At 68.8% G+C, this 18,636-nt stretch carries 14 protein-coding genes; 10 read left to right on the forward strand and 4 right to left on the reverse strand.

Annotated features, from left to right (window positions below):
• Nucleotides 1-17: 17 nt before the first annotated feature.
• The 9 genes from ABD648_RS14535 (at nt 18) to ABD648_RS14575 (ending at nt 12,205) form a co-directional block, all read left to right on the forward strand.
• Entirely contained in the window at nt 18-578 is a 561-nt protein-coding gene (locus ABD648_RS14535) for an SHOCT domain-containing protein (protein WP_282215667.1), read from the forward strand.
• A gap of 173 nt (nt 579-751) precedes the next feature.
• Nucleotides 752-1,552, forward strand: a complete 801-nt coding sequence (locus tag ABD648_RS14540; RefSeq protein WP_282215668.1) for a hydroxypyruvate isomerase family protein — start codon at nt 752-754, stop codon at nt 1,550-1,552.
• A complete protein-coding gene (locus ABD648_RS14545; protein ID WP_282215669.1) occupies nt 1,549-2,424 on the forward strand; it encodes a 2-hydroxy-3-oxopropionate reductase in 876 nt (291 codons plus the stop codon). Before ABD648_RS14540 ends, ABD648_RS14545 begins: the two co-directional genes overlap by 4 nt.
• 46 nt (nt 2,425-2,470) lie before the next feature.
• Nucleotides 2,471-4,258, forward strand: a complete 1,788-nt coding sequence (gcl, locus tag ABD648_RS14550) for a glyoxylate carboligase (RefSeq protein ID WP_282215670.1) — start codon at nt 2,471-2,473, stop codon at nt 4,256-4,258.
• A gap of 9 nt (nt 4,259-4,267) precedes the next feature.
• A complete protein-coding gene (locus ABD648_RS14555) occupies nt 4,268-5,419 on the forward strand; it encodes a glycerate kinase (protein WP_282215671.1) in 1,152 nt (383 codons plus the stop codon).
• 47 nt (nt 5,420-5,466) lie between these two features.
• Nucleotides 5,467-6,858 carry an allantoinase AllB gene (gene allB, locus ABD648_RS14560; RefSeq protein WP_282215672.1) on the forward strand — a complete coding sequence of 464 codons (1,392 nt, stop codon included), beginning with the start codon at nt 5,467-5,469 and terminating at the stop codon, nt 6,856-6,858.
• A gap of 102 nt (nt 6,859-6,960) precedes the next feature.
• Nucleotides 6,961-9,141, forward strand: a complete 2,181-nt coding sequence (locus ABD648_RS14565; RefSeq protein WP_282215673.1) for an ATP-dependent Clp protease ATP-binding subunit — start codon at nt 6,961-6,963, stop codon at nt 9,139-9,141.
• 184 nt (nt 9,142-9,325) lie between these two features.
• Nucleotides 9,326-10,693: an 8-oxoguanine deaminase gene (locus ABD648_RS14570; RefSeq protein WP_282215674.1), complete on the forward strand. Its 1,368-nt coding sequence runs from the start codon at nt 9,326-9,328 to the stop codon at nt 10,691-10,693.
• Between the two features lie 48 nt (nt 10,694-10,741).
• Nucleotides 10,742-12,205, forward strand: a complete 1,464-nt coding sequence (locus tag ABD648_RS14575) for a nucleobase:cation symporter-2 family protein (protein WP_282215675.1) — start codon at nt 10,742-10,744, stop codon at nt 12,203-12,205.
• Between the two features lie 34 nt (nt 12,206-12,239).
• On the opposite strand, the gene ABD648_RS14580 is transcribed toward ABD648_RS14575, so the two are convergent.
• From ABD648_RS14580 to ABD648_RS14590, 3 genes are read right to left on the reverse strand one after another with little or no spacing between them, the layout of a single operon-like run.
• Complete coding sequence (locus ABD648_RS14580) at nt 12,240-13,169, reverse strand: acetamidase/formamidase family protein (RefSeq protein WP_282215676.1); 930 nt, start codon at nt 13,167-13,169, stop codon at nt 12,240-12,242.
• Complete coding sequence (locus ABD648_RS14585) at nt 13,166-14,575, reverse strand: APC family permease (protein ID WP_282215677.1); 1,410 nt, start codon at nt 14,573-14,575, stop codon at nt 13,166-13,168. The genes ABD648_RS14580 and ABD648_RS14585 overlap by 4 nt, the downstream gene beginning before the upstream one ends.
• A 34-nt stretch (nt 14,576-14,609) precedes the next feature.
• Nucleotides 14,610-15,503 (reverse strand): proline iminopeptidase-family hydrolase, encoded by an 894-nt coding sequence (locus ABD648_RS14590; protein WP_282215678.1) that lies wholly within the window; start codon nt 15,501-15,503, stop codon nt 14,610-14,612.
• Nucleotides 15,504-15,581: 78 nt separating this feature from the next.
• On the opposite strand from ABD648_RS14590, the gene ABD648_RS14595 reads away from it, so the two are divergent.
• Nucleotides 15,582-16,301, forward strand: a complete 720-nt coding sequence (locus tag ABD648_RS14595; protein WP_282215679.1) for a FadR/GntR family transcriptional regulator — start codon at nt 15,582-15,584, stop codon at nt 16,299-16,301.
• On the opposite strand, the gene ABD648_RS14600 is transcribed toward ABD648_RS14595, so the two are convergent.
• The gene (locus ABD648_RS14600) at nt 16,302-18,581 is read right to left on the reverse strand and encodes an ATP-binding cassette domain-containing protein (protein WP_282215680.1); all 2,280 of its coding nucleotides are present in this window, start codon (nt 18,579-18,581) and stop codon (nt 16,302-16,304) included.
• Nucleotides 18,582-18,636: the final 55 nt, after the last annotated feature.

Consider the following 18,636-nt stretch of genomic DNA (forward strand, 5'->3'; position numbering starts at 1 on the left):
GGTGCGAGGATCGTCGCATGAGCCTCTTCGAACGATTTCGTTCCAGTCCGGCGACCGACGCCGACGGCGTGCGAGGGACGGCACAAGTCGTGACCGTTTCGGTGCACCACGGCGACACCGTCAACCAGACCTGCGAGATGCAACTGGTGATCAGCGCTCCCGGCGTCGAGCCTCTTGCGATCGAGTTCTCCGGCACCGTGAAGCGCAAGGTCTGGCCCATGCCCGGCGCCCTGCTGCCGATCGTGGTCGACCCGGCCAACCCGGTCGACTACCGGATCCTGTGGGACCAGGTCGTGCTGGCCAAGGATGCTGCCCGGGCCAAGGCCGAGGGCGTCGCCGCCCTGCGGCGGGGTGAGCCGGTCGACGTCGGCCTGCTGTTCGGCGAAGTGTTCCTGAGCGGTGCCAACGTGCAGGTCGTCGGCGACATCTCTCGCCTCACCGAGGACGAGAAGACCGGGCTCCGGATGTTCGCCGTGGATCACACCATCAGCCGACTGGAGCGCCTCGCCGCGTTGCGCGACGGCGGCGCGATCACCGAGGCCGAGTTCGCGATCCAGAAGGCGAAGGTTCTGGACTGACTCCTGGGGTAGGGGTGTAGTCGCATCTCGGCTGCGCCTGAACCGCGGGAGCCGGGAACACCTCCGTAGGCGGTGGGAGCACGCACCGTGTCGTTGACATCGCCGCGGGGTTCAGCGTACTCTTTTCACTAACAGGAATTTAACTTCCACGATCCGAAATCAAGGATGAACCCATGAGCTACACCGTGAACGCCTCGATCCTGCTGACCGAGCTGCCTCTCCTGGAGCGCCCGGCCGCCGCTGAGGCCGCCGGCTTCGACGCCGTGGAGTTCTGGTGGCCGTTCAGCTCGGCCGTCCCCGCGCAGGAAGAGGTCGACGCGTTCGTCGCCGCGATCCAGGATGCGGGCGTGCAGCTCACCGGCCTCAACTTCTTCGCCGGTGACATGCCGGCCGGCGACCGCGGACTGGTCTCCTGGATCGGTCGCGAAGACGAGTTCCGCGCCAACGTCGACGTCGTCGTCGGCATCGGCCAGCGCCTCGGCACGAAGGCTTTCAACGCCCTTTACGGCAACCGCATCGAGGGCGCTGACGCGCAGGCGCAGGACGACCTGGCGGTGCAGAACCTCGCGATCGCGGGCGCTGCGGTCGCGAAGATCGGCGGCATCGTGCTGCTCGAGCCGGTCTCCGGAATGGACGCGTACCCGCTGAAGACCGCGGCCGACGCCCTGGCCATCATCGGCCGGGTCCGTGACGAGCACGGCGTCGACAGCATCCGCCTGCTCGCCGACTTCTACCACCTGGCTGTGAACGGCGACGATGTCGCTGCGGTCATCGCCGGGCACGCGGGGGAGTTCGGGCACATCCAGATCGCCGACGCCCCCGGGCGCGGAGAGCCCGGCACCGGCGACCTGCCGCTGACCGAATGGATCGACGCCGCTCGCGCCGGCGGATACACCGGACCCATCGGCCTCGAGTACAAGGCCACCCAGGCGGATGCCTTCGCCTGGCTGAACCGCGAAGGAGCGAACTCATGACCAGCATCGCCATCATCGGCCTCGGCATCATGGGCCTCCCCATGGCCAAGAACCTCGTCAAGGCCGGCTACGAGGTGACCGGGTTCAACCGCAGCCAGGAGCCCATCGACGCTCTCGTCGAAGCCGGCGGCACGGGAGCGACCAGCATCGCGGATGCCGTGAAGGATGCCGACGTCATCCTCACCATGGTCCCGGACTCGCCCGACGTCGAAGGCGTCGTCCGCGGCGAAGACGGCGTCTTCGCGAACGCCAAGGCCGGTGCCCTGTGGATCGACAACTCCTCGATCCGTCCCGACGTCGCCAAGACCCTCGCCGAAGAGGCCGTCGCCGCCGGCTTCGGAGCGGTCGACGCCCCGGTCTCCGGTGGCGAGCAGGGCGCGATCGACGGCGCGCTGTCGATCATGGTCGGCGGATCGCCTGAGCACTTCGCCGCTGCGGAGCCCGTCCTCAACGCGATCGGCAAGACCATCGTGCACGTCGGACCCGCGGGCGCCGGCCAGACCGTCAAGGCCGCCAACCAGCTCATCGTCGCCGTGAACATCCAGGCTCTCAGCGAGGCCGTCGTCTTCCTCGAGGCCTTCGGCGTCGACACCGACGCGGCCCTCAAGGTCCTCGGCGGCGGACTCGCCGGCTCGAAGGTCCTCGACCAGAAGGGGCAGAAGATGCTGGACCGCGACTTCGCCCCCGGATTCCGTCTCGCCCTCCACAACAAGGATCTGGGCATCGTCACTGCAGCAGCTCGCTCCGTCGGGGTCACCATCCCCCTCGGCGCCGCCGTCGCACAGCTCGTGAACGCCCTCGTCGCCCGCGGCGACGGCGCACTCGACCACTCCGGGCTCTTCACGCTCACCAACGAACTCTCCGGCCGCTGACGCTTCGACAAGCTCAGCGACCCAGAACTGACTTAAAGGACTTCTCATGACTCGAATGCGTGCAGTCGACGCGATCTGCCAGATCCTGGTGAAGGAGGGCGCCACCGAGGCGTTCGGCCTTCCCGGCGCGGCGATCAACCCGTTCTACGCCGCGATGCGCGCCAACGGCGGCATCCGGCACACCCTCGCCCGTCACGTCGAGGGCGCCTCGCACATGGCCGACGGCTACAGCCGCACCGGCGACGGCCGCATCGGCATCTGCGTCGGAACCTCGGGCCCTGCCGGCACCGACATGATCACGGGGCTCTACGCCGCGATCGCCGACTCCATCCCGATGCTGTGCATCACCGGCCAGGCGCCGGTCGCGAAGCTCGACAAGGAGGACTTCCAGGCCGTCGACATCGCCTCCATCGCGAAGCCGGTCACGAAGTTCGCCAAGACCGTCCTCGAAGCGGCGCAGGTCCCCGGTGCGTTCCAGTCCGCGTTCCAGATCATGCGCTCCGGTCGCCCTGGTCCCGTGCTGATCGACCTGCCGTTCGACGTGCAGATGGGTGAGATCGAGTTCGACATCGACACCTACGAGCCGCTGCCCGTGGCGAAGCCCGCAGCCACCCGCGCGCAGGCCGAGAAGGTGCTCGACCTGCTGACGGCATCCGCTCATCCGCTCATCGTCGCCGGGGGCGGCATCGTCAACTCGGGCGCCTCCGACAAGCTCGTCGAGCTCGCCGAGACCCTGGGCGTGCCCGTCGTGCCGACGCTGATGGGTTGGGGCGCGATCGCCGACGACCACCCGCTGGCCGCGGGCCTGGTCGGCATCCAGACCTCGCAGCGCTACGGCAACGCGAGCTTCCTCGAGTCGGACTTCGTGCTCGGCATCGGCAACCGCTGGGCGAACCGCCACACCGGCGGTCTCGACACCTACCGCAAGGGCCGCACCTTCGTGCACGTCGACATCGAGCCCACGCAGATCGGTCGCGTGTTCGCGCCGGACTACGGTGTGGTCTCCGACGCCGGTGCCTTCATCGACGCGCTGCTGGAGGCGGCGCGCAACCGGGTCGAGTCGCTGCCCGACTACCTCGGCTGGGCAGAGGACTGCCGCGCCCGCAAGGCGAAGCTGCAGCGCAAGACCAACTTCGACAACGTGCCGATGAAGCCGCACCGCGTGTACCAGGAGATGCTCTCGGCCTTCGGCCACGACACCACCTACGTGACCACGATCGGTCTGTCGCAGATCGCCGGTGCGCAGCTGCTGCACGTCTACGGTCCGCGCCAGTGGATCAACGCCGGTCAGGCCGGGCCCCTCGGCTGGACGCTGCCCGCCGCCCTCGGCGTCGTGCGCGGCAAGCCGGGTCACCCGGTGGTGGCGCTCAGCGGCGACTACGACTTCCAGTTCATGATCGAGGAGCTCGCCGTCGGCGCGCAGCACAAGCTGCCGTACATCCACGTCGTGGTGAACAACAGCTACCTCGGCCTGATCCGTCAGTCGCAGCGTCCGTTCGAGATGGACTACGAGGTCTCGCTCGCGTTCGACAACATCAACACCCCGAAGGACTCGTCCAGCGTCGCGGTCGGCTACGGCGTCGACCACGTCAAGGTGGCAGAGGGCCTCGGCTGCAAGGCGATCCGCGTCGAGCGTCCGGAAGACCTCGCGGCCGGCTTCGCGGAGGCCGAGCGGCTGAAGGACGAGTTCCAGGTGCCGGTGGTCGTCGAGGTCATCCTCGAGCGGGTCACGAACATCGCGATGGGTGCCGACCTCGACACGATGAACGAGTTCGAGGACCTCGCGACGTCGCCCGCCGACGCGCCAGAGGCCGTCTACGCCCTGCTCGACTGATCACGTCGCATGCGCATCCTGATCGCCTCGGACAAGTTCAAGGGCTCCGCCACCGGGGCCGAGGTCGCGGAGGCGCTCGCCCTCGGCATCCGGGAGATCATCCCGGATGCCGAGATCGAGGCGGTCCCCGTCGCCGACGGCGGTGAGGGCACGGTCGACGCCGCCCTCGCGAGCGGGTTCGAGGCGGTCACCGTGAGCGTGACCGGGCCGACGGGCGAACCCGTTTCGGCCCGGTTCGCGTTGCATGGTGCGGACGCCGTGATCGAGATGGCCGCGGCCAGCGGGCTCGACGTGCTGCCGGGCGGCGTGAAGGCAGCGCTGACGGCGACGAGCCGGGGAACCGGCGAGCTCATCGCGGCCGCCCTGGATCGCGGATGCACGACGATCGTGCTGGGTGTGGGCGGGAGCGCGAACACCGACGGCGGTGCGGGGATGCTGCAGGCATTGGGTGTCTCGCTTCGCGCCGGCGACGGCGACGCGCCTCCCGGCGGAGCGGCACTTGTCGCGCTGGACTCCATCGACGTGTCGGGGCTCGACCCGCGCATCGCCGGCGCGACGATCGTGCTCGCGAGCGATGTCGACAACCCCCTCCTGGGAGACCGGGGGGCGGCTGCGGTGTTCGCGCCGCAGAAGGGGGCGAGCGCCGACGATGTCGCCGCCCTCGAGGCGGGCCTCTCCCGCTTCGCCGCACTTCTCGAGGTGCAGGCGGGAGTGCGCCCGTCGGCGGAGCTCCCCGGCGCGGGCGCGGCCGGGGGAGTGGGCTACGCGGCTCTCGCCGTGCTCGGTGCGCGCCGGGAACCGGGCATCGACGTCATCCAGAGGCTCACCGGCCTCGGCGAGCGCATCGCCGATGCCGATCTCGTCATCACCGGCGAAGGCAGCCTCGACGACCAGAGCCTCGGCGGCAAGACGCCGCTCGGGGTGGCGGCCGCGGCACGCGCGGCCGGCGTTCCCGTCGTGGCGGTGTGCGGTCGGTCGACGCTGACGGAGGCGCAGGCGGCCGGTGCCGGATTCCTCGCGGTGCTGCCGCTGAGCGAGCTCGAACCGGACCCGGCGGCGAGCATGGCGAACGCGACCGCGCTGCTCCTGCAGGTGGGCCGACGGATCGCCACCGAGATCATCCCGCGATCCCTGGCGGGATCGTGGTCCAGTATGGGCTGAGCAGGTGTCAGCCGGTCGGCGTGCAGCCGACGGAAGGGAAGGGCGACATGTCGCAGGAGCAGGAAATGGCGGATGCCGGAGCGTCGCTCGACCCGACGGGCGAGCACTACGACCTGGTGATCCGGGGTCAGCGGGTGCTCACCTCGGCGGGGATCAGCCCCCGCGAGGTCGGGGTGCGCGGCGGCGTGATCGTCGCCATGCAGCCGCTGGGCAACAACCTCGCCGGTGACGAGATCATCGAGCTCGCCGATGACGAGACGCTCATCCCCGGGCTGGTCGACACGCACGTGCACGTCAACGAGCCGGGCCGCACCGAGTGGGAGGGCTTCGCGTCCGCGACCCGCGCTGCGGCGGCCGGAGGTGTGACGACGATCGTCGACATGCCGCTGAACAGCATCCCGGCGACCGTCGACGTGGAGGCGCTGAACATCAAGCGCGACGTCGCGCAGGGCCAGACGCACGTCGACGTGGGCTTCTGGGGCGGCGCGATCCCCGGCAACACCGCGGAGCTGCGTGGTCTCCACGACGCCGGCGTCTTCGGCTTCAAGTGCTTCCTGCTGCACTCCGGCGTCGACGAGTTCCCGCCGCTCGACGCCGACGAGATGGAGAAGGATATGCGCGAGCTGGCATCCTTCGACTCCGTCATGATCGTGCACGCCGAGGACTCCCGTGCGATCGACCGCGCGCCGTCACCGGAGGGCGACGACTACGGCAAGTTCCTGGCGTCCCGTCCGCGTGGTGCCGAGAACCTGGCGATCGCCGAGGTCATCGAGCGGGCGCGCTGGACGGGCGCCCGTGCCCACATCCTGCACCTGTCGTCATCCGACGCCCTCGCGATGATCCGCAGCGCGAAGCACGACGGCCTCCGGCTCACGGTCGAGACATGCCCGCACTATCTCACCCTCACCGCGGAGGAGATCCCGCTCGGCGCGACCCAGTTCAAGTGCTGCCCACCGATCCGTGAAGCGGGCAACCGCGAGCTGCTCTGGGAGGGGCTGGAGGACGGCACGATCGACTTCATCGTGTCGGACCACTCGCCGTCCACCCTCGACCTCAAGGATCTCGAGAACGGCGACTTCGCGGTCGCGTGGGGCGGGGTCGCTTCGCTGCAGCTCGGCCTCTCGCTCATCTGGACGGAGGCGCGGCAGCGCGGGCTGACGCTCGAGACCGTGGTGTCGTGGATGAGCGAGCGCCCGGCGCAGTTCGCCGGACTCACCGGCAAGGGTCGCATCGCGCCGGGCTACGACGCCGACTTCTCGGTGTTCGCGGCGGACGACGCCTACGTCGTCGACGTGAACAAGCTGCATCACAAGAACCCGCTCACGCCGTATCACGGCAAGGCTCTCGCCGGCGTCGTGCGCAAGACGTGGCTGCACGGCGAGGTGATCGACTTCGAGACGCCGCGCGGACGGCTGCTGCGCCGAGGCATGACCGACTGATCCCTGGTCTTCGTGCGCCTTCTTTGATAAAGTTGAGTCATCACAACTCAACTTTGATCCGTCCGCGGATCCGTCAAGAAGGAGTCTCCCCAGGAGGGACGCATGAGCAACCCGCAGACCGGCGCGCAGAACCAGGAGCAGCAGTCAGCCCTCGAGCAGTTCGGGATCAACCTCACCGACCGTGCCCGCCAGGGCAAGCTCGACCCCGTGATCGGGCGGGATGGTGAGATCCGTCGCGTGAGCCAGGTGCTCACCCGTCGCACCAAGAACAACCCTGTCCTCATCGGCGAGCCCGGCGTGGGAAAGACCGCCGTCGTCGAGGGGCTCGCGCAGCGCATCGTCGCGGGCGACGTCGCCGAGTCCCTGAAGGACAAAGAGCTCATCACGCTCGACATCTCCGCGCTCGTGGCCGGGGCGATGTACCGCGGGCAGTTCGAGGAGCGGCTGAAGCAGGTCCTCAAGGAGATCACCGAGTCCGAGGGCAAGGTCATCACGTTCATCGACGAGCTGCACGTGCTGATGGGCGCGGGCGGCGGCGAGGGCTCCGTCGCGGCATCCAACATGCTCAAGCCCATGCTCGCCCGTGGTGAGCTGCGCCTGATCGGGGCGACCACCCTCAACGAGTACCGCGAGTTCATCGAGAAGGATGCCGCGCTCGAACGCCGCTTCCAGCAGGTCTACGTCGGCGAGCCGACCGTCGAGGACACCATCGCGATCCTTCGCGGGCTCAAGGGGCGGTACGAGGCACACCACGGAGTGACCATCGCCGACAGCGCGCTGGTGGCCGCGGCCGCCCTGTCCAACCGCTACCTCCCCTCCCGCCAGCTGCCCGACAAGGCCATCGACCTCATCGACGAGGCCATGTCCCGGCTGAAGATGGAGATCGACTCCTCGCCGGTCGAGATCGACCAGCTCAAGCGCCAGGTCGACCGCATGAAGCTCGAGGAGCTCGCGCTGAAGAAGGAGAAGGATGCCGCGTCCAAGGAGTGGTTGAGCACCCTCCGCGAGCAGCTGACCGGACTCGAGAAGGAGCTCGCCGCCCTGGAGGAGCGCTGGGCACGCGAGCGCCAGGGCCTCAACCGCGTCGGCGATCTGAAGAAGCAGCTCGACGACGCCGTCACGCAGCGCGACCTCGCCATGCGCGAGGCCGACTACACGCGGGCGTCGAAGCTCGAGTACGAGACCATCAAGCGCCTGGAGCGCGACATCGCCGAGGCGGAGCAGGCCGAGGCCGCGACCTCCTCCGAGGGACGCATGGTCAACGAGCAGGTCACCGACGAGGACATCGCCGGAGTGATCGCCGCGTGGACCGGCATCCCGGTCGGACGGCTCCTGCAGGGCGAGTCCGAACGACTGCTGCACCTCGAGAACGAGCTGGGCAAGAGGCTGATCGGGCAGAAGGAGGCCGTGAAGGCCGTGTCGGATGCTGTGCGCCGCTCGCGCGCCGGCATCAGCGACCCGGGGCGTCCGACCGGTTCGTTCCTCTTCCTCGGCCCGACGGGCGTCGGCAAGACCGAGCTCGCGAAGGCCCTCGCGGAGTTCCTGTTCGACGACGAACGCGCGATGGTGCGCATCGACATGTCGGAGTACGGCGAGAAGCACTCGGTCTCGCGGCTCGTCGGGGCCCCTCCCGGATACGTCGGCTACGAGCAGGGCGGGCAGCTCACCGAGGCCGTGCGTCGGCGCCCCTACAGTGTGATCCTGCTCGACGAGGTCGAGAAGGCGCACCCCGAGGTGTTCGACGTGCTCCTGCAGGTGCTCGACGACGGGCGCCTCACCGACGGTCAGGGCCGCACGGTCGACTTCTCGAACGTGATCCTGATCCTCACCTCGAACCTCGGTTCGCCGATCCTGATCGACCCCGTGCTCCCGCCCGACGAGAAGCGCGAGCAGGTGATGGCGCTCGTGCGTCAGGCGTTCCGACCGGAGTTCCTGAACCGCCTCGACGACATCGTGATGTTCGCCGCCCTCACCGAAGACGACCTCGCGCAGATCGTCGAGCTCTCCGTCGATCAGCTGCACGACCGGCTCCACGACCGCCGGCTCACGCTCGCTGTCACTCCGGATGCGCGGTCCTGGCTGGCGGAGCGCGGCTACGACCCGATGTTCGGTGCGCGGCCGCTGCGCCGCCTCATCCAGTCCGAGGTGCAGAACAAGCTGGCGACCGCACTGTTGTCCGGCGGGGTGCATGACGGCGACACCGTCCGGGTCGACGTCGCGGCCGACGGTGCGGGTCTCGTGCTCACGGCGTCGAGCCCGACAGAGACCGTCGACGAGGGGTAGTTGATTCCGCATTGCGGAAGTGCAACTCCGATATTCGGAAAAATCCTTGACCGCGTTCGTGGCGCCGTGATAGATCTGGAGTGTTCCAAAGTCGGAGCACCTGGATCAGCAGACAGGGAAAAACTGAGCTGACCCCCTGGTGGGGTCGGCCGTTCGACTCCACCTCGACGGACGGAGTCTGCTCATGTCACAGCACCCCACCAGCGTGTGGTTGAAGAACCCCCTCGGCATCTACACCGGGAGCGACGCCGACGCCTCGGGAGGCATCGTCGTCGAAGGCTCTGTCGTCCGCGAGGTCATCCCCGCGGGCGGCGCGCCGACGGTCCCCGTCGACGAGGTCGTCGATGCCTCGCGTCACGTGATCATCCCGGGCCTGATCAACACGCACCACCACTTCTACCAGACCCTCACCCGGGCCTGGCGGCCCGTCGTCAGCGCGGAGCTGTTCCCGTGGCTCAAGGGCCTGTACGGGGTGTGGGCGGGGCTCACGCCGCGTGATCTCGAACTGGCGACCACCGCGGCCCTTGCCGAACTGCTGCTCTCCGGGTGCACCACGGCCGCCGACCACCACTACCTCTTCCCGAACGGCCTCGAGGACGCGATCGACGTGCAGGTCGACGTCGTGAAGAAGCTCGGCATGCGGGCGACCTTGACCCGCGGGTCGATGTCGCTCGGCGAAGAGGACGGCGGGCTCCCGCCGCAGTCGACCGTGCAGGATGCCGACACGATCCTCGCCGACAGCGAGCGGCTCATCGCGGCGCACCACGAGCGCGGCGACGGCGCCTTCGTGCAGATCGCCCTCGCGCCCTGCTCGCCGTTCTCGGTGACCACCGGCGTCATGCGCGACACGGCCGCACTCGCCGAACGCCTGGATGTCCGCCTGCACACGCACCTCGCCGAGACCCTCGACGAGGAGGACTTCTGCCGCGAGATGTTCGGCCTGCGCACGGTCGACTACCTCGAGAGCGTCGGCTGGCTCTCCGACCGCACCTGGCTCGCGCACGGCATCCACTTCGACGACGCCGAGATCGCGCGGCTCGGAGCGGCCGGCACGGCCGTGTCGCACTGCGCGACCTCCAACATGCGCCTCGCCTCGGGCATCGCCCGTGCCATCGAGCTCGAGCAGGCCGGAGCGCCCGTGGGCCTCGGTGTCGACGGCTCGGCATCGAACGACGGCTCGAACATGATCCAGGAGGTGCGCCAGGCGCTCTACCTGCAGCGCCTGCGGTACGGCGCCGCGGCCGTCACACCGGAGCGCGCACTCGGCTGGGCGACGGCGGGATCGGCGCGTGCCCTCGGCCGCACCGACATCGGCATCCTGGCTCCCGGCAAACAGGCCGACCTGGCGATGTTCACGCTCGACGAGCTGCGGTTCTCGGGCAGCCATGACCCGGTCGCCGCGCTGCTGCTGTGCGGCGCGGAACGGGCCGACCGCGTCATGGTCGGCGGCACCTGGCGCGTGCTCGACGGTCAGATCACAGGACTCGACGTCCCCCAGCTCATCGCCCACCACAGCGAGGCGGCGCGCAGCCTCCTCGCCCGACACTCCTGAATCACGCCCCCGAATCCGCAACATCCCCCAGACGACGAAGAGGTCGACATGAACAAGACGAAGACGGTCGCGACGCGACCCGAAGACGAGCGGATGCCGCTCGGCAGCACCATCGCCTACGGCATCCAGCATGTGCTGACGATGTACGGCGGCATCATCGCCCCACCGCTCATCATCGGCTCGATGGCGGGGCTCGACGGCGCCGAGATCGGCGTGCTGATCACGGCCTGCCTCTTCATGGGCGGTCTCGCCACGATCCTCCAGACCGTCGGCATCCCGTTCTTCGGATCCCAGCTGCCCCTCGTGCAGGGCGTCTCCTTCGCGGGTGTGGCGACGATGGGGGCGATCGTCACTAGCGGGGGCGGCCTGCCGGCGGTCTTCGGCGCTGTCATCGTCGCGTCGATCATCGGGCTGCTGATCGCCCCGGTGTTCGCCACGATCATCAGGTTCTTCCCACCGGTCGTCACCGGGGTGGTCATCACGATCATCGGTCTGACCCTCCTGCCGGTGGCCGCGGGCTGGGCGATGGGCGGCAACAGTCAGGCCGAGGACTTCGGAGACCCGCAGAACCTGCTGCTCGCGGCGATCACCTTCGTGATCGTGCTGGTGCTCAGCAAGGTCAGGATCGGCGCCATCTCTCGCCTCGCGATCCTGCTCGCGATCGTGCTCGGCACGATCCTGGCGGTCATCCTCGGCCGCGTCGACTTCGGCGCCGTGGGGGATGGTCCGATCTTCGCCCTGCCCAGCGTCTTCGGCTTCGGGATGCCGACGTTCGAGATCGCCGGGATCATCTCGATGTTCATCGTGATCCTGGTGACGCTCACCGAGACCACGGCCGACATCCTGGCCGTCGGCGAGATCGTCGGTACCAAGGTCGACTCCAAGCGCATCGCCGCCGGCCTCCGCGCCGACATGCTCTCGAGCGCGGTCTCGCCCGTGTTCGGTTCGTTCACGCAGTCGGCCTTCGCGCAGAACGTCGGACTCGTGGCGATCACCGGTGTGAAGAGCCGGTTCGTGGTCACCGCGGGCGGTGTCGTGCTCGTCGTCCTCGGCCTGCTCCCGGTGCTCGGACGCGTCGTCGCCGCAGTGCCCGCCCCGGTGCTGGGAGGCGCCGGCATCGTGCTGTTCGGAAGCGTGGCGGCGAGCGGCATTCGCACGCTCGCCAAGGTCGACTACCGCGGCAACATGAACCTGGTCATCGTGGCCTCATCGATCGGCATCGGCATGCTGCCCATCGCCGCACCGACGATCTACGACCAGATGCCCGCGTGGTTCATCACGATCTTCCACTCCGGCATCAGCTCGGCCGCGGTGGCGGCGATCCTGCTGAACCTGCTCTTCAACCACCTCGGGAAGCCCTCGGGCAAGGACGCCTCAGTCCTCGCTGCCGCTCCCACGCGCAGCATCCCGATCGCCTACCTCGACGCGTTCGAGGACGGCGACTCGATCGTCGACGGCAGGATCGTCGACCGCGAGGGCAAAGAGGTCGAGGTCCAGCGCCCCGAGCACTGAGCGGTCATCACGGCCAGATCCCGCGGGCGTCGGGCTACAGAACCGACTTGGGGAGTCGATGCAGCGTGACCGCACCGATCGCGGCGAACGGATGCAGCGGGTCGGGCTCGCTCGATCCTGTCGGGCCGCCCAGCGCGGAGTCGACCAGCGCGCTCATCACCGCGAACGCATCCATCGCCTCCCACCCGTGCGTGGTCACCAGGAAGTCGAACGCGTCTTCGTAGCCGCGGGTGATGCTCTCCTGCACCGGGTCGCCGAGCCCGACGAACACCCACTCGTCGGAGGTCTCGATGCGGGGCGCGCGCAGCGAGAGACCGGGCACCAGGTCGACGCTCACGATCGCGACACCCTCGGCCTCGATTGCGACGAACGACGACTCGCCCTCGCTCATGATCGCGTGGATGTCGCCGATCGAGAGCAGAGCCCCATCGACCTCGACCGGCAGGTACACGATCGATCCCGGCCGCGCCTCGGTGACGTCCATGTTGCCGCCGAGCGCGGTGGTGGGCATGACGGTCGAGTTGACGCCGGATGCCGGGGCCGTGCCGATGCAGCCGATCATCGGCCGCGGCGCGACGACGTGCCGGTCGGTGAGATGCACGCCGTCCTCGTCGATCGGGATGCGCCGCGATGCCACGGTGTCGCCCATCCGATGGCGCAGGGCTCCGATGCCGGGAAGGCTCTGCGACCATCCGCAGTCCTTCAGGCGGATCTCGTGGATCGTCACCGCGAGGGTGTCGCCCGGCCGGGCTCCCTCGATCCAGACCGGACCGGTGACAGGGTTGATCGGCGCCGAGAGTGCCGCCAGGTCGCCGTGGTCGTGAAGTTCGCGGTAGACCGCGTCATCCGTCTCGAAGCCGATGCGCTCGCCGGTGCCGGGGTGGATGCGCAGGACCGGTTCGGCGTCCGCGGCGAATCCGGGGCGGCCGAGCTCCTTGCCGAGGAAGTGATCCGTCCCGTTCATTCGGCTCTTCCCTCGCTGGTGGCGGCGTGCTCCGAGAGCGGTTCGGGGTTGGCGCCGTTGCGGATGCGGAAGACCACGAACACGATGACCCCGATCGCGAGCCAGACTACTCCGCCGATCTTGGCCAGATCGGAGGCGTTGATCAGCACGAAGCCGATGATGAGGAATCCGCACAGCGGCACGACGAGGTGCAGGAGCCAGTTGCGCGACCGCTGGCGCACGATGTAGTGCCAGAACACGGCGACGTGCAGCAGCAGGAAGCCGAAGAGGGCGCCGAAATTCACCAGCGACGAGATCAGGTCGATCTGACCGACGAAGAACAGCACGAGCACGGTGCTCAGCGCGCTCACGAAGAGGATCGCGTACACGGGCACCTGGCGGGCGTTGATCTTCGAGAAGAAGGCCGGAAGGCGCCGGTCGCGGCTCATCGAGTAGAGCAGACGCGAGGTCGCCGCCTGTGCCGCCACCGCGTTCGCGATTCCGACGGCGATGACGTTGACCGCGAGGAACGCGGTCGCCCAGCCGCTGCCTGCCGCCTGCGCGACGATCGAGAAGAACGCGTTGTTGACCTCGTCGTCGGGGAACGAGACGGTGCCCGCTGCGAGGGCGCTCGCGAGCCAGGTCTGCAGGATGAAGAGCGTCGCGACGATGAACAGCGCGATGATCATGGCGCGGCCCGCGGGGTTCTTCTTGCCGGTGGTCTCCTCCGACAGGGTCGAGATCCCGTCGAAGCCGAGGAAGCTCAGCACCGCGATCGAGAGTGCGGCGGCGATCAGGGTCGGGTCGACCTTCGCCGGATCCCAGAGCTGCGCGAGCGAGAACGAGGAGCCCTCGATCGTCTGCCCGGTGAGAGCGGAGACGGCGATGATGACGAAGATCGCGACGAAGACGAGCTCGATGGCGAGGAAGACGCGGTTCGCCACGGTGATCGAGCCGATGCCGAGCACGTTGATGACGGTGTTGACCGCCACGCACAGGATCGCCCACAGCCACTCGGGGCTGTCGGGGAAGATCCCGCGCATCGACGAGGCGGCGAACACGTAGAGCAGCGTGGGCACGAGCAGGTAGTCCAGGAGGATCGCCCAGCCCGCGAAGAAGCCGGCGATCGGGTGAGTGCCGCGGCCGACGTACGAGAACACGGAGCCGGCCAGCGGGAAGGACTTCGCCATCTGCGAGTATCCGAGCGCGGTGAAGATCATCGCGACGAGACCCACGAGGTAGACGAGTGGGACCATCCCCTTCGACTCGTTGAACACGACCCCGAAGATCGCCCACGGTGCGATGGGCACCATGAAGACCAGGCCGTACACGACGAGGTCGAAGGTGGAGACGGAGCGCTTGAGCTCCTGCTTGTAGCCGAAGGATTCCAGCCGTGGCTGGCCGTCGGAGGCGGCGGTGGTGGTCATGGTGTCTCCTGGGTTCGGTTCAGGACTGCGGGTGTCAGGGATGCTGTGCGAGGAAGTCGGCGATCACGCCGCGGAACTCGTGCGGCTGCTCGAGGTGGGTGCAGTGGCTGGCTCCAGGGAACACGTGTCCGACGGCGCCGGGGATGCGGTCGAGGAACGGCTGCCAGGTCGCCGCCGTGGCTTCGTCGTACTCGCCGGCGACGACGAGCGTCGGGGCCTGGATGTCGCGCAGGCGGTCGATGACCGACCAGTCGCGGAGAGTGCCGATGACGTGGAACTCGTTCGGCCCGTTCATCGTGTGATAGACGGTCGGATCGGCGAGCATCTGCGCCTCGCTGTCGACGAAGTCCTGCGGCATCGGCACGACGCGGCAGACGTGCCGCTCGTAGAAGAGCTGCGTCGCGGCCACGTAGTCGGGGTGATCCAGAGTGCCGGCAGCCTCGTGCTCTGCGAGGGCGTCGCGAGCGGCATCCGGCAGCGCATCGCGCAGCTTCCCGGCCTCGCTCACCCACAGCGGCATCGATGCGGGGGAGTTGCAGATCATCAGACCGAGCAGTCCCTCGGGCTGACGGACGGCGATCTCGGCGCCGAGCATGCCGCCCCAGGACTGACCGAGCACGTGGTAGTCGTCGATGCCGAGATGCGCGCGCAGCGCGTCGAACTCCTCGACGAAGTACGCGGGGGTCCAGCGCTCGACCGGGGCATCGGGGTGGTGGGAGCTCCGCCCGCAGCCGATCTGGTCGTAGTGGATGACCGTTCGCCCCGTGAGGTCGGCGAGGTGGGCGATGTTCTGCACGTAGTCATGCGCCATGCCGGGGCCGCCGTGCAGAACGAAGACGGGAGCGAGGTCGCGGCTCTGATCGGGCGTCGTGACGCGGAACCAGGTGAAGCCGTCGTGGAACGGGACGGTGGACTCATGAACGTGCATGAACACATGTTGGCGATAAAAGGTCCGCGAGTAAACCATTTGCCGACAAGTTAACGTTGATGAAACACTGGGAGGGCCATGACGGAGACCGACGAGACCCTGATCGATCGCATCACCGACCGGCTGATCACGGCCGTCGCGATCGGCGAATTCCTCCCCGGAGCCCGGCTGCCGGCCGAACGCGATCTCGCTCGCTCGCTCGGAGTCGGCCGCACCACCACGCGAGCCGCCCTGGAACGTCTGGTCGGCAGGGGCATCCTGGAGAAGCAGCGGGGGAGGTCGGGCGGCTCCTTCGTCACGGAGGAGTGGCCGAGCTCCGAGGTCGCCGCCGTCGCCCGCTGGTTCGAAGAGCAGTGGCCGCAGCTCGTCGACGCCGCGATCGCCGGGACGCACCTCCACGGCGCGATCGCTCGTCTCGCGGCGAGCAACCGCACCGACGACGACATCGAGCGGCTCGAGAAGCGCCTCGACGACTTCCGGCAGGCCGAGAGCGGGGCCGCTCGTCAGCAGGCCGACAGCATCCTGCACCTGGCGATCATCGCCGCCGCGCACAACGAGACGCTGTCGGCGATCGTGCTCGACCACGAACGTCGGTTCACGATCATCGCGCCTGCCCACCCCTGGGGCGATTCGTCGAGCCGTCCGGCGATGGAGGAGCGCGCCGGACGCGAGCACGGCGAGCTGGTCGCGGCGATCGTCGACGGCCGCGTCGACGATGCCGGGCGGATCGCGCAGCGCCACGTCGAGATCGACCTGGAGCTCCTCGACGCCGCCCGTCGCCGCGCCCTCACCCGCTGATCAGCCGGCACGCACAGAGCTCGAAGCGAGCGCGCGTCCGGTGAGCGAGTCCCGGTCGGCCGCGAGTGCGGCCGGCGTTCCCGCGAACATCAGCCGCCCGCCGTCGGACCCCGCTCCCGGGCCGATGTCGATCACGTGATCCGCGCGCGCGACGACGCGCATGTTGTGCTCCACCACGACCAGCGTCGCGCCGTCGTCGAGCAGATCGTCGAACAGGTGGTTGATCGTTTCGACATCGTTCGGATGGAGCCCGGAGGTCGGTTCGTCGAGGATGATCCGGTCGGCGGGATCGCGATGCGGGTCGCTGAGATGCCGCGCGAGCAGCAGGCGCTGCTTCTCGCCCCCGGACAGGGTGTCAAGCGAGCGACCGACCGGGATGTATCCGAGTCCGGTGCGCTGCACCCAGTCGAGCGCCGCCACGACGTCGGGGTGATCGCTCAGCAGCTCGCTGACCGCCTCCGGGGTCGAGGCGAGGACATCGGCGATCGACGAGCCGCCGACGCGGACCTCGAGCGCCGTGTCGTTGAATCGGAGCCCCCCGCAGGCGTCGCAGGGCAGCGAGACGTCGTCGAGGAACGCGAGCTCGGTCGTGATGTGCCCGCGTCCGCGGCACGTCGGGCAGGCGCCCTTGCCGTTGAAGCTGAACCACGACGGGTCGAGGCCCGATGCTGCGGAGAACACCTCCCGGACGGTGTCGGCGATGCGCAGGATGCTCAGCGTGGTCGAGCGGATGCCGCCGCGCAGCGGGTCCTGGCCGACGACGGTGAACTCCGGATGCTGCCGCGGCAGCTCCACCGTCGCGAACGAGCTCTTGCCGGAACCGGCCACCCCGGTGATCGCGGTGAGCACGCCCACGGGGACGTCGACGTCGAAGCCCTGAAGGTTGTGGGAGCGGGCGTCGCGCACTGTGACGCGGTCTCGCGGCTCCCGGCCCGTCTCCGCGGGGCGCAGCGGCTCCGCGAGCAGCCGTCCGGTCAGGGTGTCGCTCCGGCGCAGCGCGGCGGGTGAACCCTCGAACTGCACCAGGCCGCCCGCGGAGCCGGCGCCGGGACCGAGGTCCACGACATGATCGGCGACCGCGATCACCTGCGGATGATGCTCGACGACGAGGATCGTGTTGCCGGCATCGCGCAGGCGCTGCAGCAGCGCGACCAAGCGCTGGATGTCGGCGGGGTGGAGTCCGGTGCTGGGCTCGTCGAACACGTAGGTGACGTCGGTCAGTGCGCTCCCGAGGTGCCGAACGATCTTCACCCGCTGGGCCTCTCCGCCCGACAGCGTCGATGATTCGCGGCCGAGCGTCAAATAGCCGAGCCCGACGGAGAGGAGCGCGTCGAGCACATGACGGATGCCGTCGATCGCCGGTGCGACCCTGGGATCGGCGAGATCGTCGAGCAGCGCGCGCAGCTCCGCCACCGGCATCCGCATCCAGTCGACGATCGAGTGCCCGTCGATGAGGCTCGCCCGCGCCGCGGCGTTCACGCGGGCGCCCTGGCAGTCGGGACAGGTGTGGTGGGTCACCAGGCGGTCGAGCTCCTCGCGCACCTGCGCGGACATCTTCACGGGGCGCTGCTTCAGGAAGACCGCGCGCATGCGGGTGACCACGCCGTCGAACCGCGCGCTCTGCGGGAACCGCGGATCGGGGTCGATCAGCTTGAGCTGATCCGCGTAGAGGAAGAGGTCCATCTCCTCGGCGGTGTAGTCCTTCAGCGGCTTCTGTCGATCGAAAAGGCCGGCGTATGCGAATCGCTTCCAGCGGTACACGCCGGGCCGGAAGAGGCTGAAGCGCACGGGCCCCTCGTCGATGCTCTTCTCCTGATCGATGAGCGCATCGAGGTCGATGTCGTACACCGTGCCGAGCCCCTCGCACGTGGGGCACATGCCGGAGGGGTCGTTGAAGGAGTACGCCGGTGAGTAGCCGGCGGAGGGGGATCCGATCCGCGAGAACACCAGCCGCACCAGAGAGGCGAGGTCGGTCGCGGTCGCGACCGTCGAGCGGGCGTTCCCGGTGAACCGCCGCTGGTCGATGAGCACCGTGAAGGTCAGGCCGTCCATCGCCTGCACATCCGGAGCCGGCATCTGCGGCAGCCGAGAGCGGATGAAGGTCGAGTACGAGTCGTTCACGAGGCGCTGCGCCTCGGCGGCGATCGTGTCGAGCACGAGCGATGACTTGCCCGATCCGGAGACGCCGGTGAACACGGTCATCAGCTTCTTCGGGACGTCGAGCGATACGTCGCGCAGATTGTTGGTCCGCGCTCCGGTGATGCGGAGGAAGGAGTCCATCACCTCACGCTAACGAGGCCCCCGGACATCCGTCCGGGGGCCTCGTTGGCGGGCG

It is taken from the genome of Microbacterium luteolum, assembly GCF_039533965.1.
GTDB lineage: Bacteria > Actinomycetota > Actinomycetes > Actinomycetales > Microbacteriaceae > Microbacterium > Microbacterium luteolum.